This window comes from Nostoc sp., from assembly GCF_036917555.1.
Lineage (GTDB): Bacteria > Cyanobacteriota > Cyanobacteriia > Cyanobacteriales > Nostocaceae > Nostoc.
The window spans coordinates 82,373-94,808 of the sequence record NZ_JBALDD010000053.1; the positions used below are offsets into that span (position 1 = coordinate 82,373).

Consider the following 12,436-nt stretch of genomic DNA (forward strand, 5'->3'; position numbering starts at 1 on the left):
GAAAGGATGTTAAAAATGGCTAGAGTTTCATTTTTGTAAACTTTTAGATAGATAAAAATGGCAATACCTAATTATCAAAATATAATGCTTCCATTACTTAAATATGCAGTTGATGGTCAAGAACACTCTATGAGAGAAGCCATTGGAGCTTTAGCCGACCAGTTTAATTTAAGTGAAGACGAACGAAAAGAATTATTACCATTAACCCGCGTTACGCTACAGGAGCGGAGAACGAAAGTATTGATGCTGATTTAGTTAGAGCATACACAAATACTTTTTAGTAAACAAATTGAATGTTTATATTACCCCAAGTGTGACAATTTCTAATTATGCTCAAAAGTCCTCTACGATATCCTGGTGGTAAGTCGAAAGCAATAAATCAAATAGTTGAATATTTACCAGAGAGCTTTTCTGAATTTCGAGAACCTTTTGTGGGTGGTGGTTCTGTATTCATTTATTTAAGACAAAAGTTTCCTGATATTAAGATTTGGATTAACGATTTAAACCACGAACTCTTCTTATTCTGGAAATTTGCCCAATCTGATATAGCTCAGTTAGTTAAAGAGATTCGGGATATTAAGGTTAAATATACAGATGGCAAATTACTCTTTGCAGAATTGACTAAGATAGATATCAATAATTTATCTGATTTACAAAGAGCCGTTCGCTTTTTTGTCCTTAACAGAATTACTTTTTCTGGAACTGTAGAATCAGGTGGTTTTTCGCAAGAAGCTTTTCATAAGCGCTTTACCAATTCTTCAATAGAACGATTAGAAAAGTTAGAAGATATTTTGTCAAATAATGTCCAAATTACTAATTTGGATTACAGCCACCTATTAAAATCAAAAGGTAAAGATGTATTTTTATTTTTAGATCCACCATATTTTAGTGCTACAAAATCAAAATTATATGGTAAAGATGGTGACTTGCACACTTCTTTTGAACATCAGAGATTTGCTGAAATTTTACAACAATGTCATCATCGCTGGCTAATTACCTACGACAACTCAACGCAAATTCTAGAAAATTTTCAATGGGCTAATATTTCAGAGTGGGAATTGCAGTACGGCATGAATAACTACAAACAAAGTGGTGCAGCTAAAGGAAAAGAGCTATTCATTACTAACTATGAAGTTCAAGGGAATTTAGACAAAATCGCATCTTCTATTGCATAGTCCAGCAACCACGGTACTGCAAACTGCTGCGGTTCTTGAGGTGAATGAGTCCGCTGCCAATCAATGGTTCGCCGCAATGCTTCATCTAACGGCACAATTTCCTTATATTCCAACTCTTGACGGATACGAGTTGGGTCTACAAACCAATCTTGCTGTGTATTGACAGGCAATTTCCCCTCTGATGGTAACTGGCTTTTAGGTACGATAACAACTTTACCCTGCCATCCTGCTATTTTTCCGATTTTGGTGATGCGTTGAGCTTCGGTAAGTGCTTCTACATCAGCGACATGATAAATGCGACTAATTGCGCGTTCGTTTGTTGCTGCTAGTGCGATCGCATACGCTACATTTTCTACATAGCCGTAAGAGCCACGCCATTGAGCGATATTGTCTTCCAAAACAATTGCAGAACGGTTATCATCCATCCGCCGAAGATAGGAATACAGGCGATGTCGGAAATCTCTGGAACCATATACCATTGGCAGGCGTATAATCGTTCCGGGTAAGTTGGATGCCATCACTATCTGCTCCACCAGAATCTTTTCATAATCAATTGGCACAGCGATCGGTCTAGAGGGTATTTCTCGATATGGATAAAGTTGTTGGCGCAGGGGCGAATCTTCGGTAAGTGGTACAGGTATAACATCAGATTCCTTACCCCAAAGCACATCGTATGCACGATACACATCTATACTGCTAATCGCAACAACACGCTGGGCAATACCTTCAAATGTGTTCATCAGAGTTAGTGCATCTTGTTGGTTATAGGCAATCATATCTACCACAACTTGAGGCGAAAGCTGCTTAAACTTGCTTTTCATCTCCAAAAGATGGGAGCGATCGCCCAAAATTTCATGCACACCTGGTGGTAAGTTAGCTGTAGTTTTTCCCCGATAAAATACGCTCACTTCATGACCCATTGTAATCAGTTGACGGACTACAGGAGGGCCAATAAAATTTGTGCCACCAATGATGAGTATTTTCATTTTGGTTTCCATCCATTTAGGTTGTTTGCAGATTCAATAGATACAGATGTTTTCAAGATAATATTGTCAATTAAACCGTAGGCTTTTGCTTCTTCGGGACTCATGAAAAAGTCACGTTCAGAGTTCTGTTGAATCTGCTCTGGCGATTTACCTGTATTGACAGCGAGTATTTTGTTCATTAATTGGCGGAAATACAAAATTTCTTTGGCTGCAATTTCAATATCAGATGCTTTTCCCTGAGCGCCTCCTAATGGTTGATGAATCATAATTCGAGCATTTGGTAGAGCATATCTTTTACCCTGACTTCCAGCAGCAAGCAAGAATGATCCCATTGAAGCGGCAATACCGATGCATACAGTACACACTTCTGAACGAATTTGATTCATGGCATCATAAATAGCCATTCCTGCTGTCACCGAACCTCCAGGACTGTTAATATACAATGTGATATCTTGCTCTGGAGCTTCAGCATCAAGAAATAGCATTTGGGCAACGATGAGGTTAGCTGTCTCGTCTGTAACTTCATTTCGCAAAAAGATAATTCGCTCTGCAAGTAAGCGTGAATAAATGTCTAATGCTCGCTCCCCTCTTTCTGACTGTTGAATAATCATTGGGATGCTGATTTGATTTTTAGAATTCATATTTGATATCTCCAAATAAAATAAAATGTTCATTAAAAACTATTTTTTTAATAAAATGCTTAGGCTATTTTTTGAAGAAATTAGGATTTTTATAACCTCCTCAAAGATTCCCATCTCACCAAGACGAATTGTAATAAGCTCAGGGTATGAGCAGGCGTAAACCAAAATGTTCCTGCTTTGCATTCACATACAGCAGTTTGAATCGTTCCTTTCAGGACAAAAACATATTCATCACAAGGATGGTAATGAACTGGAATCACTGTGCCAGCAATCATTTGTAGTCTATGAATTGAACCTTTTGGCACTGGTTCAGCTAATGGCAATAATTTTGTACCTGGAACAGGCTGAAACTCAAACCATGTTTCAGCTTCTGTGTCAACAAAAGTCTGTTTATTCATATTTAGTTTTCCAAAAGCTCAATTTAATTTGGCTTGGCTAATACTTGTCTAACTACAAATGATAATATTGCCAAGCTTTGAATTTAAATGTAGATATTGACGTGCAATATGTGAATTACCACTTTAATTTGTGCAGAGTGTAGCTAAAATTTGTGGTAACTTTTCATGTAAACTGTCGTTCCATCCACCATTAAGAAAATAACTAAAAACGATACTATCTAATGCCTCATATCTACCAACAGGTATTGATGAAAATACAGTGCTGCGATTATTTGGCATTACTGTCTGTATCCCTACCTTGGACTCATGCATAAATTTGCCTTGCCACGGTTGAGAAAGTTGCATTGGTTCATTCAGCTTGATGGCTTTTTGAATCAAACCTTTATGTTCGAGTAGAAGTTTCGTACCCCCAACTACGGGTTGGATTGTCCAGGTAACAACTGAAGGCTGGCACATCATACTGTCTTGCCAAGTGAATGCCAGTCGTCTTGGCTCATCAAGTTCAATTACCTGACAGTCTATTTCTTCCTCCAACCCTGGCAGTGTCGAATGCACAAATCGAAATTTGTGTCCCAAACGCGGCTCAAAGTCGTTTTCCATTAGCCATACTGCCAATGCCTCACGGTTAGTGAGTACCTGCCAAACCCGTTGGGGAGGATAGGGATAGAACACTTCCATATTCAATCGGAGCATCAATTTTCCTCCAAATAATTGCCAAGGGCATCGAGTTTTTCTTGCCAAAACTGCTCGTAATCAGCAATCCATTCAGATATCTGTTTCAATGGCTCCGGGTTTAGCCGATAGAAACGCTGTCGCCCTGCTTTCCGCATTTGTACTAAGCCTGCCTCGCAAAGAATCTGTAAGTGCTGAGAAATCGCTGGCAAACTCATGGCAAATGGCTGGGCTAGTTCTTTGACTGGTTGCTCACCACTACGTAACAGATCCAATAGCGCCCTGCGTGTGGGATCTGCGATCGCCACAAAAACATCCGCACTGGCAGCAGGTCTACTCATTCCTATTAACCATATATTTAAGCAAACGCTTAACTATTTATAGAATACATAAGTAATTGCTTAAATGTCAACTACTAGGAACAGCAAAAGATTTGGATTTTAGTTTCCCAAGCTTGGCTGCTACTTTCTCATTTTTCGATAGGATGGCTCCCATACCTACAAAAACCTTAGCTATGGCAACTTCCCCAATCCCTGCTCAAAAATCCTCTATTAGCTGGTATATTCTGTTGCAACAATTAATAGATGGACAATCATTGTCCCGCGCTCAAGCTGCTGAATTGATGCAAGGATGGCTCAGTGAAGCGGTTCCCCCAGAGTTATCGGGAGCTATTTTAACAGCGCTGAACTTTAGAGGCATTTCTGCTGACGAGTTGACCGGTATGGCTGAAGTATTACAATCTCAATGTTCGCCACTCAGCACTCAGCACTCAGTCCTCAGCACTGTAATTGATACCTGTGGCACTGGTGGAGATGGTTCATCAACTTTCAATATTTCTACAGCAGTTGCTTTTGTTGCTGCTGCATCTGGCGTACCTGTCGCCAAACACGGCAATCGTTCAGCGTCTAGTCTCACAGGAAGTGCAGATGTATTGGAAGCCTTGGGTGTAAACTTAAGTGCCTCTAGTGAAAAAGTACAAGCAGCACTACAAGAAGTCGGGATCACCTTCTTGTTTGCTCCTGGTTGGCATCCAGCACTCAAGGCGGTTGCGTCATTACGGCGGACTTTGAAAGTGCGAACAATTTTTAATTTGCTCGGGCCGTTAGTAAATCCCTTGCGTCCTACTGGGCAAGTGGTAGGGTTATTCACTCCCAAACTTTTGGCAACTGTTGCTGAAGCTTTACAGAATTTGGGCAAGGAAAAGGCGATTGTGCTGCACGGGCGAGAAAAACTTGATGAGGCTGGGTTAGGAGATTTAACTGACTTGGCGGTGTTATCGGAGGGAGAAGTGCAGTTAACTACTATTAATCCCCTAGATTTGGATCTAACGCCTGCTACCATAGGTATGCTTCGGGGTGGAGATGTCCAAGAGAATGCACTGATTCTCAAGGCGGTACTCCAAGGTAAGGGAACTCAGGCGCAACAGGACGCAGTTGCCTTAAATGCGTCATTGGCGCTGCAAGTAGCAGGTACGATCGCATTCCTCAATCATGCCGAGGGTATTACAATCGCTAAGGATATCCTACAAAGTGGGGCTGCTTGGACGAAGTTGGAGCAATTAGTTGAGTTTCTGGGGAATTGATTTGCGATCGCAATTGCGGACGGAATTCGACGATATTACGCTTAATGGTGACATCATAATTACCAAAAAAGTCATGTCCTAAAAGTCCAGTTTCTAATTCCGCACCTGCGATCGCAACTGGTATTTTATTTACTATTACCCCGCCAACGGCCATCGAATTAACATAGCCCACAGGAAATTCTACCGCTCTGGAACTTGCGGTGTTTGCCTTAGCTTTTCCCACTGTCACGATTCCCAAAGCATTAGCCATCTCTTGGGTAATTACAGTGCCACTTGCTCCCGTATCCACAATCATCTCAAATTGTTGCTGGCCATTGAAGGTGACTTCCACAATCGGCGTACCACCAATTCGTCTTTTTATCGGGGCTGTAAATACTGCTTCATCGGGAATCACCACTGCTGATGATGGCAAACCTGGCTCTGGTGATAACGGTTTTGTTTCTCGTGGAGGTAAAGTGAACTTTGGTGTGGTTTCTCTCTGGGGAACAACAACTACTATTTTATGAGGTACTCTAACTGCAACAGGGCGAGGATTAGCTTGCTGTTGGGCATATTTAACTTGGCGGCGATATTCCGTGATTTTGGTTTGAGCGATCGCAAATTCTGGGCTTTGTCGGCGTACTTTTTGCATCAGCGCGATCGCATCCTGGTACTGACTCGCCACCAATTTCCAATCATCTGGAGATTGAGCTGATTGGCTAATACTCCAAGCGCCAACAGCTTTGTCTCGGCCCATCTCAAAAAGACTTGGTTTACTTTCAAACGGATCTAGCGGCTGCGCTTCTGGGGTAGCTGCTGGTCTTACTGGTTCAACGCTAGGCTGGACTGGTGCTAGATCCCCAATTGGCGTAGGTTGCTCATCGCCACCAATAGCGGTGTTCAGTTTGTCTTCACTACAGGCAACGCACAAAACCGCTAGAGTGCTTGATACAAAAATTAGGGTTGCACGGGATAAAAAAGACTGAAGCATAATTAATTTTAACTGCCCAAGCTTTGTCAAATCCACTCCCGCTGCTTTAATTCCTTTTTAATTTTAATTAACTATCTTAAAAAATCCTAATTGCTCAACTCATGGGATAATTAACAATTGCAGTATTAAGGAATAGGGAGTGGAGAATAGGCGATAAGAGTTTTCCCAATGCCCAATACTTCGGCTTACCTCGGCTTCGCTCGGCACAAGTCGCAGTTCGACTGCGCTCACCGTAAACTCAGTACAAGTGCCCCATGCCCAATCCCCAATCCTATCACCTATGCCCCTGACTGACTCAATACCAGCTTTACTTGTCCTAGCAGATGGAACCACTTATCGCGGTTGGTCTTTTGGTGCGACGGGAACCGCGATCGGAGAAGTGGTGTTCAACACTGGTATGACCGGCTATCAAGAAGTCCTGACCGATCCTAGTTACCGCGGTCAGATTGTGATTTTTACCTATCCTGAATTGGGGAATACTGGCGTCAATCTTGAAGATGAAGAATCAGATGGACCCCAAGTGCGGGGTGCGATCGCCCGGAATATTTGTCACCGTCCAAGTAACTGGCGATCAACACAATCTTTACCTGACTACCTCAAACAAAACCAAATACCAGGAATTTACGGCATTGATACCCGCGCCCTCACCCGCAAAATTCGGATGTTTGGAGCGATGAATGGTGGTATTTCTACAACCATTCTCGATGAAGCGGAATTGTTAGAACAGATACTAGCAGCCCCCAACATGACAGGATTGAATCTAGTTCGTGAAGTCACCACCTCAACGGCTTATAAATGGTCTGATCCCACAATTCCAGCTTGGGAATTTAACTCTGAGGCTGCGGAAAATCTTGAGGAAGCCTTTACCGTTGTTACCCTTGACTTTGGCGTCAAACGTAATATCTTGCGTCGCTTAGTAAGTTATGGTTGTCGGGTAATTGTTGTACCCGCTGATACACCACCAGAAGAAATTCTCAAATACAATCCAGATGGTGTGTTTCTTTCTAATGGGCCTGGCGACCCTGCTGCCGTCACTGAAGGGATTGCAACTGCCAAAGCTCTCCTATTAAGTGAAAAACCCATCTTTGGTATTTGTATGGGACACCAAATTTTAGGTCATGCACTAGGGGCAGAAACCTATAAACTCAAATTTGGTCATCGTGGTTTGAATCAGCCTGCCGGTTTACAACAACGGGTAGAAATTACTAGTCAAAATCATAGTTTTGCTATTGACCCAGATTCTTTACCTACGGCAGTTGTAGAAATCAGCCACCTAAACTTAAACGATCGCACCATTGCCGGAGTACGGCACAAATCTCTACCTGTGTTCTCCGTACAGTATCACCCAGAAGCTAGTCCTGGCCCACACGATGCTGATTACTTGTTTGAGCAATTTGTTCAAGCGATGCGAACAGCACGTCAACTTCTCCAGGGAATTCCAAATTAAAAATTCAAAATTCAAAATGAAAGATTTATTTTTGAACTATGCATTTTTAATTTGGAATTGGCGCAAAAAGCAAGAGTCAAGTTGTCGCATCTAGGATTAAATAAAAATAGCAAAATGCAAATGGAAGATTGGGGACTAATGACTGAGGAAAAGTTTTCCAATCCCCAGTACCCAATCCCCTATTCCAGCAGATTGTAGACAACTTGCTCAAAAACCATCTATACTTGAGCGTTCACTTTAACTCATGAGGAGGGAATTATTGCTGAGCCACTGAATCTAACCGTTAGCCTGAGGGGCACTCGTGAAGTCCGGGATAACTGTCAGCTATTCCGCCTCACAGGTTTGTTAGATGCTTTTTCTGAGCCGACATTTCGCAAGACACTTGGCAGCAAAATAGACGAGGGTCCTAAGCACATTATTTTGGATCTCTCACAAATTGACTTTGTTGATAGCTCTGGCTTGGGCGCTCTGGTGCAGCTAGCCAAGCAAGCTCAAACTGCTGATGGCACTTTGCAAATTGTCACGAATGCCCGCGTAACTCAAACGGTCAAGCTTGTTCGCCTAGAGAAGTTTCTCTCCCTGCAAAAATCAGTTGAAGACGCTCTAGAAAACGTTAAGTAGTCTTGATTGCTCGACCTGAGAGTTAAATTTAGCTATCCAGATTCAATATCGGATAGCTTAATTTTTAAAACTTCTGGCAGAAAACCTCTCTCCTTGTGGGAGAGGCATCAAGCCAGTTGAGCTATTATGTTTAAAGTTGAGTAATAACTAAAGATATAGACACCCAACTCTTGGGTATGTAATCCTTGGCTACAATATTGGATAAATAATCAAGTCTAAGATATTTGTAAGAAATACAAAGCCAGCAGATTTGTTTATAGATAGACTTGACTTGATGCTGTATAGTTAAAAGTTGTCGTTTACTGCGTAAGCATGGCAATGCTACCAAGTAAAAAGGTGAAATTGATGTTAAAATTTTACCCTATCTTAGGCTTAGACCACAAGAAGTAGGCGAAATTTGGTTTATAGATGTTGACATCAGGGTGATTTAAAATGCCAACTCTCAATCAAAAAGATGAAATTAAGAAGTAATTTTGATAGTATTGATTATGCTAAGTATACTATCATGGCATACTTCAGAAAAATCAGTCTTTGCGAAGAATGCCTGCCAAATGTAGCCCGTCAAGGAATGATTTATTTGTGAAGTCACAGGAGGAAGAGCTATTAGATGAACAAGATGAAACTCCCAAACAGAGTTTATCTTGGACTGAAGCACTCTTGGCAACCACAGGGCCATTCCAACAGATTTCCCTCTCACAAGTGCAACAAATTTCTCCTAGTGCTTTAGCATATTTGGGGGATGCAATTTATGAGTTGTATGTTAGAATGTTCTATCTGCTGCCATTGCAGCGGTCAGGAATTTACCATCGTCTGGTAGTGGAGCAGGTAAGAGCAGAAACACAAGCGCTACATTTGCGATCGCTGATTCCTCATCTCAGGGATACCGAATTAGAAATTGTCCGACGGGGTAGAAACGCCGCAACAGGACGCCCTAAGCGACTTAATCCCGAAATTTATCAACAGGCAACTAGTCTAGAAACTTTAATAGGCTACTTATATATCACCGATTACCAACGTCTAACCGAACTGTTGCAAATACTTCATCTAGAAAAAGAGTGAAAACTCAATTTCGCAGTAGCCACAACACTAGATTAGGTTCAAAAAATTGAGGTAATCGGAACGATCAACCATACGCTATATCCATAACTCAAATGCAGAATAAACCCAGAAAAGTTAAGACTTCTAGCGAACCAAATCGCGGACAACCCGTAAAAATTAAAGGTAAGCGTGTTGTTACTAATCCGACTCGCAATCCCAGAAAAGTAGATAGCAAACCCGTCTCTGTTGCTAATCCAACTCGCAATCCCAGGAAAGTAGATGGCAATACCATCTCTGTTGCTAATCCGACTCACAATCCCAAAAAAGTAGATGGCAACACCATCTCTGTTGTTAATCCGAATCGCAATCCCCGGAAAATAGATAGCAACCCCAGTTATAGCAACTCCCGACAACGAAATAGCAACTTCTCCCAGCCGTCTGTATCTACACAACCGATAGAAGAAGATAACGATCTCATCTACGGTCGTCATCCAGTGTTGAGTGCATTGCAAAATCAGCGCAATCTCAACCGTCTCTGGATTACTACCCGTCTGCGGTACGATCCCAGCTTTCACCATTTTCTCTTGCAAGCAAAGGAAAATGGCACAGTTATTGATGAGGTTGAACCCAAGCGTTTAGACTATCTCACCAACGGCGCTAATCACCAAGGTGTAGCAGCACAAATTGCTCCCTACGCTTACATCGAATTGCCCGATCTAATTGAGCAGTGCAAATCTGTAACCGATGCTGTAATTGTTGTGGCTGACGGAATTACCGATCCCCACAACTTGGGAGCAATTATTCGCACTGCCGAAGCAATAGGCGCTCAAGGATTGGTGATTCCTCAAAGAAGGGCATCTGGGATCACTTCCACTGTCATGAAAGTGGCAGCAGGCGCTTTAGAAAATTTTGCTGTAGCTAGAGTTGTCAACCTCAGCCGCTCCTTAGAAGAATTAAAAGAAGCTGGCTTTTGGATTTACGGTACTGCTGCAAGTGGCAGCGAACCTTTGCATACAGTCAATTTCACTGGTCCAATCGTTTTGGTAATCGGCTCAGAAGGTGAAGGTCTGAGTATGTTAACTCAACGCTCTTGTGATTTTTTAGTATCGATTCCTCTACAAGGTAAGACTCCCAGCCTGAATGCTTCTGTAGCAGCAGGTATGGCGCTTTATGAGATTTATCGCCAGCGATCGCTAAATACGCTGCACTTAGATAAATTGCAAAAAATCTCTTTGAAAAAATAACAGTAACAGAGTATAAAGAAATGTAAAAGATAATAAAGCAGCATATCGTTTAACACCCTGTAGACGTTTATAAATCGACTAAAACCATGAAAACCATTTGGCATAACCTCAAGGAAGTCTTAATTAACACATTCGACTACATCGGCTTGGCTTGGTGGGTAGAGATTGTGACGCAGAATCCCCGTTGCACGTATTACTTCGGGCCATTTCTAAGTTCTTCTGATGCAACATTAGCAAGCAAAGGATACATAGAAGATTTGGAACTCGAAGGAGCTACGGGAATTGTTGTGAATGTCAAGCGCTGCAAACCTAATACCTTAACAATTGCTGACGACTTGGGGGAAAAATTTGACCGCAAAGTACAGCCTGCCTTTGGCGGTCAAATTTAAGTTAGGCCAGAGAATGAAAAGGATGCTCTAATGCAAAGACGTAAATACAGAAAGACACAGAAAATTCTTTTACCGCGGGTTATTGCGTCTTTTTGACTCATTGCGTCACCACAGCTTCCCTCTCTATTTCTTCTTCGTCAATAGTCAAAATTTTTTAAATATTAAATATTTCGACTATTGACTACCAATTACCTGCGGATGAACTTCGAGCCAATGGTCAATATCATTTAGCACCTGCTGGGGAACCTCCCACGGAAAAAGATGGGCGGTGTTGGGATAACACTGCCAGTGAGAATTGTTGAGGTGTTGAGCAGTTTGTAAGCTGGAATCAGATGTGATGTGGCGGTCTTGTTCACCAGCAAGTACTAAACTGGGACATTGTATTTGTTGTAAATCTAGAACCCGATTGTATCCTGATTGAATTGCACTATAGAGGGCGCGAGTAGCAGCTGGAGAAGTTTGCAAATAAGCTGGTACTGCTTCCTTGGCGATGTAATTGTAAGTAATAGATGTATGTTGTTGGATTAGATAGCGGAAAAGCGATCGCTTACCAAAAGTTTCAATATTCCATTGCCAACTCGGTTTTATATAGTTCAATAGGGCAGCAACGCCAGTATATAAATTATCTTGCCAAGTGATAGGAGGATGACTGCCACAGGGTTTTGCAGCTGTCGCCACTAAAATCAGCCCAGTAACACGCTCTGGCAAACGTAATGCCATCTCCATTGCCAGAATACCTCCAAGTGACCATCCCAATACTAAGCACTTTTCAATCTGCAAACGGTCTAGAAGCGCTTCTAAATCAATCAAATGGTCATTCATGTCAAAATTGCCGTTGTAGCGACTTTTGCCGTATCCGCGTAAATCAGGGGCAAAAGTTTTGTAGCGTTTTGATAAATGATTGGTAAAGACAGAAAGACTATGACCAGTACCAGGATGACCATGTAAGCCCAAAATTGGGAATCCTTGACCTTGGATGTAGACATTGAGACGTGCAGCAGTTGTGGTGTGGCGATCGCTCATTACTTGCCGTTCTCCTATCTACCGAACAAATGTTCTAAAATGTGTTGACTTTCAGTTCTCAAGCCTTTAATTTCCGGTCTGATTTCTCTCAAGTTCAGTGACAATCGCTTCAAAGTTACGTACCTGCAACAAGGAATTTACGGTTGAGCGTAGTTGGGCAATCGCGCATCTATCCGCTTCTATAGCTACCATATTCGCTTCAGCCTTTTGTGCTGTCTTTTCTAGGATTGCTTCAATCCGGTTTGGCCAC

16 protein-coding genes are annotated in these 12,436 nt (G+C 42.0%); 8 read left to right on the top strand and 8 right to left on the bottom strand.

Annotation, left to right across the window (positions count from 1 at the left end):
* Positions 1 to 57: 57 nt before the first annotated feature.
* Both V7K60_RS20680 and V7K60_RS20685 read left to right on the top strand, forming a co-directional pair.
* Entirely contained in the window at positions 58 to 255 is a 198-nt protein-coding gene (locus V7K60_RS20680; RefSeq protein ID WP_334927866.1) for a winged helix-turn-helix domain-containing protein, read from the top strand.
* Between the two features lie 74 nt (positions 256 to 329).
* Positions 330 to 1,175, top strand: coding sequence for a DNA adenine methylase (locus V7K60_RS20685; RefSeq protein WP_334927868.1), 846 nt, complete (start codon positions 330 to 332; stop codon positions 1,173 to 1,175).
* On the opposite strand, the gene V7K60_RS20690 is transcribed toward V7K60_RS20685, so the two are convergent.
* The 5 genes from V7K60_RS20690 to V7K60_RS20710 form a co-directional block, all read right to left on the bottom strand.
* Complete coding sequence (locus tag V7K60_RS20690; protein WP_334927870.1) at positions 1,136 to 2,161, bottom strand: NAD-dependent epimerase/dehydratase family protein; 1,026 nt, start codon at positions 2,159 to 2,161, stop codon at positions 1,136 to 1,138. The genes V7K60_RS20685 and V7K60_RS20690 overlap by 40 nt on opposite strands.
* On the bottom strand, positions 2,158 to 2,802 hold the full coding sequence (clpP, locus tag V7K60_RS20695) for an ATP-dependent Clp endopeptidase proteolytic subunit ClpP (protein ID WP_334927872.1): 645 nt from the start codon (positions 2,800 to 2,802) through the stop codon (positions 2,158 to 2,160). The genes V7K60_RS20690 and clpP overlap by 4 nt, the downstream gene beginning before the upstream one ends.
* A gap of 89 nt (positions 2,803 to 2,891) precedes the next feature.
* Entirely contained in the window at positions 2,892 to 3,200 is a 309-nt protein-coding gene (locus tag V7K60_RS20700) for a cupin domain-containing protein (RefSeq protein WP_334927874.1), read from the bottom strand.
* 123 nt (positions 3,201 to 3,323) lie between these two features.
* Positions 3,324 to 3,893 (bottom strand): SRPBCC family protein, encoded by a 570-nt coding sequence (locus tag V7K60_RS20705; RefSeq protein WP_334927876.1) that lies wholly within the window; start codon positions 3,891 to 3,893, stop codon positions 3,324 to 3,326.
* The gene (locus V7K60_RS20710; protein ID WP_334927878.1) at positions 3,893 to 4,213 is read right to left on the bottom strand and encodes an ArsR/SmtB family transcription factor; all 321 of its coding nucleotides are present in this window, start codon (positions 4,211 to 4,213) and stop codon (positions 3,893 to 3,895) included. Before V7K60_RS20710 ends, V7K60_RS20705 begins: the two co-directional genes overlap by 1 nt.
* Positions 4,214 to 4,386: 173 nt before the next feature.
* Here V7K60_RS20710 and trpD point away from each other — a divergent pair, with 173 nt between their 5' ends.
* Positions 4,387 to 5,454 carry an anthranilate phosphoribosyltransferase gene (gene trpD / locus V7K60_RS20715; RefSeq protein ID WP_334927880.1) on the top strand — a complete coding sequence of 356 codons (1,068 nt, stop codon included), beginning with the start codon at positions 4,387 to 4,389 and terminating at the stop codon, positions 5,452 to 5,454.
* On the opposite strand, the gene V7K60_RS20720 is transcribed toward trpD, so the two are convergent.
* Positions 5,384 to 6,424 carry a retropepsin-like aspartic protease family protein gene (locus V7K60_RS20720; RefSeq protein WP_334927882.1) on the bottom strand — a complete coding sequence of 347 codons (1,041 nt, stop codon included), beginning with the start codon at positions 6,422 to 6,424 and terminating at the stop codon, positions 5,384 to 5,386. The two genes, trpD and V7K60_RS20720, sit on opposite strands and share 71 nt — an antisense overlap.
* A gap of 280 nt (positions 6,425 to 6,704) precedes the next feature.
* Between V7K60_RS20720 and carA the strand changes: the two genes are divergently transcribed.
* The 5 genes from carA (at position 6,705) to V7K60_RS20745 (ending at position 11,163) form a co-directional block, all read left to right on the top strand.
* Positions 6,705 to 7,871 carry a glutamine-hydrolyzing carbamoyl-phosphate synthase small subunit gene (carA, locus tag V7K60_RS20725; RefSeq protein WP_334927884.1) on the top strand — a complete coding sequence of 389 codons (1,167 nt, stop codon included), beginning with the start codon at positions 6,705 to 6,707 and terminating at the stop codon, positions 7,869 to 7,871.
* A gap of 255 nt (positions 7,872 to 8,126) precedes the next feature.
* On the top strand, positions 8,127 to 8,492 hold the full coding sequence (locus tag V7K60_RS20730) for an STAS domain-containing protein (RefSeq protein WP_084227153.1): 366 nt from the start codon (positions 8,127 to 8,129) through the stop codon (positions 8,490 to 8,492).
* Between the two features lie 579 nt (positions 8,493 to 9,071).
* A complete protein-coding gene (locus V7K60_RS20735) occupies positions 9,072 to 9,551 on the top strand; it encodes a Mini-ribonuclease 3 (RefSeq protein ID WP_334927886.1) in 480 nt (159 codons plus the stop codon).
* A gap of 92 nt (positions 9,552 to 9,643) precedes the next feature.
* The gene (rlmB, locus tag V7K60_RS20740) at positions 9,644 to 10,774 is read left to right on the top strand and encodes a 23S rRNA (guanosine(2251)-2'-O)-methyltransferase RlmB (protein WP_334927888.1); all 1,131 of its coding nucleotides are present in this window, start codon (positions 9,644 to 9,646) and stop codon (positions 10,772 to 10,774) included.
* Between the two features lie 86 nt (positions 10,775 to 10,860).
* Positions 10,861 to 11,163 (top strand): DUF1816 domain-containing protein, encoded by a 303-nt coding sequence (locus V7K60_RS20745; protein ID WP_334927890.1) that lies wholly within the window; start codon positions 10,861 to 10,863, stop codon positions 11,161 to 11,163.
* Positions 11,164 to 11,337: 174 nt separating this feature from the next.
* Here V7K60_RS20745 and V7K60_RS20750 read toward each other — a convergent pair whose 3' ends face one another.
* Complete coding sequence (locus tag V7K60_RS20750; protein ID WP_334927891.1) at positions 11,338 to 12,186, bottom strand: alpha/beta fold hydrolase; 849 nt, start codon at positions 12,184 to 12,186, stop codon at positions 11,338 to 11,340.
* A 66-nt stretch (positions 12,187 to 12,252) separates the two neighbouring features.
* A complete protein-coding gene (locus tag V7K60_RS20755) occupies positions 12,253 to 12,378 on the bottom strand; it encodes a hypothetical protein (protein ID WP_334927893.1) in 126 nt (41 codons plus the stop codon).
* Positions 12,379 to 12,436 lie beyond the last annotated feature (58 nt).

Coding starts and splice junctions, on each gene's coding strand:
- V7K60_RS20680 (WP_334927866.1), top strand. CDS start 58: ATGGCAATACCTAATTATCAAAATATAATGCTTCCATTACTTAAATAT.
- V7K60_RS20685 (WP_334927868.1), top strand. CDS start 330: ATGCTCAAAAGTCCTCTACGATATCCTGGTGGTAAGTCGAAAGCAATA.
- V7K60_RS20690 (WP_334927870.1), bottom strand. CDS start 2,161: ATGAAAATACTCATCATTGGTGGCACAAATTTTATTGGCCCTCCTGTA.
- clpP (WP_334927872.1), bottom strand. CDS start 2,802: ATGAATTCTAAAAATCAAATCAGCATCCCAATGATTATTCAACAGTCA.
- V7K60_RS20700 (WP_334927874.1), bottom strand. CDS start 3,200: ATGAATAAACAGACTTTTGTTGACACAGAAGCTGAAACATGGTTTGAG.
- V7K60_RS20705 (WP_334927876.1), bottom strand. CDS start 3,893: ATGCTCCGATTGAATATGGAAGTGTTCTATCCCTATCCTCCCCAACGG.
- V7K60_RS20710 (WP_334927878.1), bottom strand. CDS start 4,213: ATGAGTAGACCTGCTGCCAGTGCGGATGTTTTTGTGGCGATCGCAGAT.
- trpD (WP_334927880.1), top strand. CDS start 4,387: ATGGCAACTTCCCCAATCCCTGCTCAAAAATCCTCTATTAGCTGGTAT.
- V7K60_RS20720 (WP_334927882.1), bottom strand. CDS start 6,424: ATGCTTCAGTCTTTTTTATCCCGTGCAACCCTAATTTTTGTATCAAGC.
- carA (WP_334927884.1), top strand. CDS start 6,705: ATGCCCCTGACTGACTCAATACCAGCTTTACTTGTCCTAGCAGATGGA.
- rlmB (WP_334927888.1), top strand. CDS start 9,644: ATGCAGAATAAACCCAGAAAAGTTAAGACTTCTAGCGAACCAAATCGC.
- V7K60_RS20745 (WP_334927890.1), top strand. CDS start 10,861: ATGAAAACCATTTGGCATAACCTCAAGGAAGTCTTAATTAACACATTC.
- V7K60_RS20750 (WP_334927891.1), bottom strand. CDS start 12,186: ATGAGCGATCGCCACACCACAACTGCTGCACGTCTCAATGTCTACATC.
- V7K60_RS20755 (WP_334927893.1), bottom strand. CDS start 12,378: ATGGTAGCTATAGAAGCGGATAGATGCGCGATTGCCCAACTACGCTCA.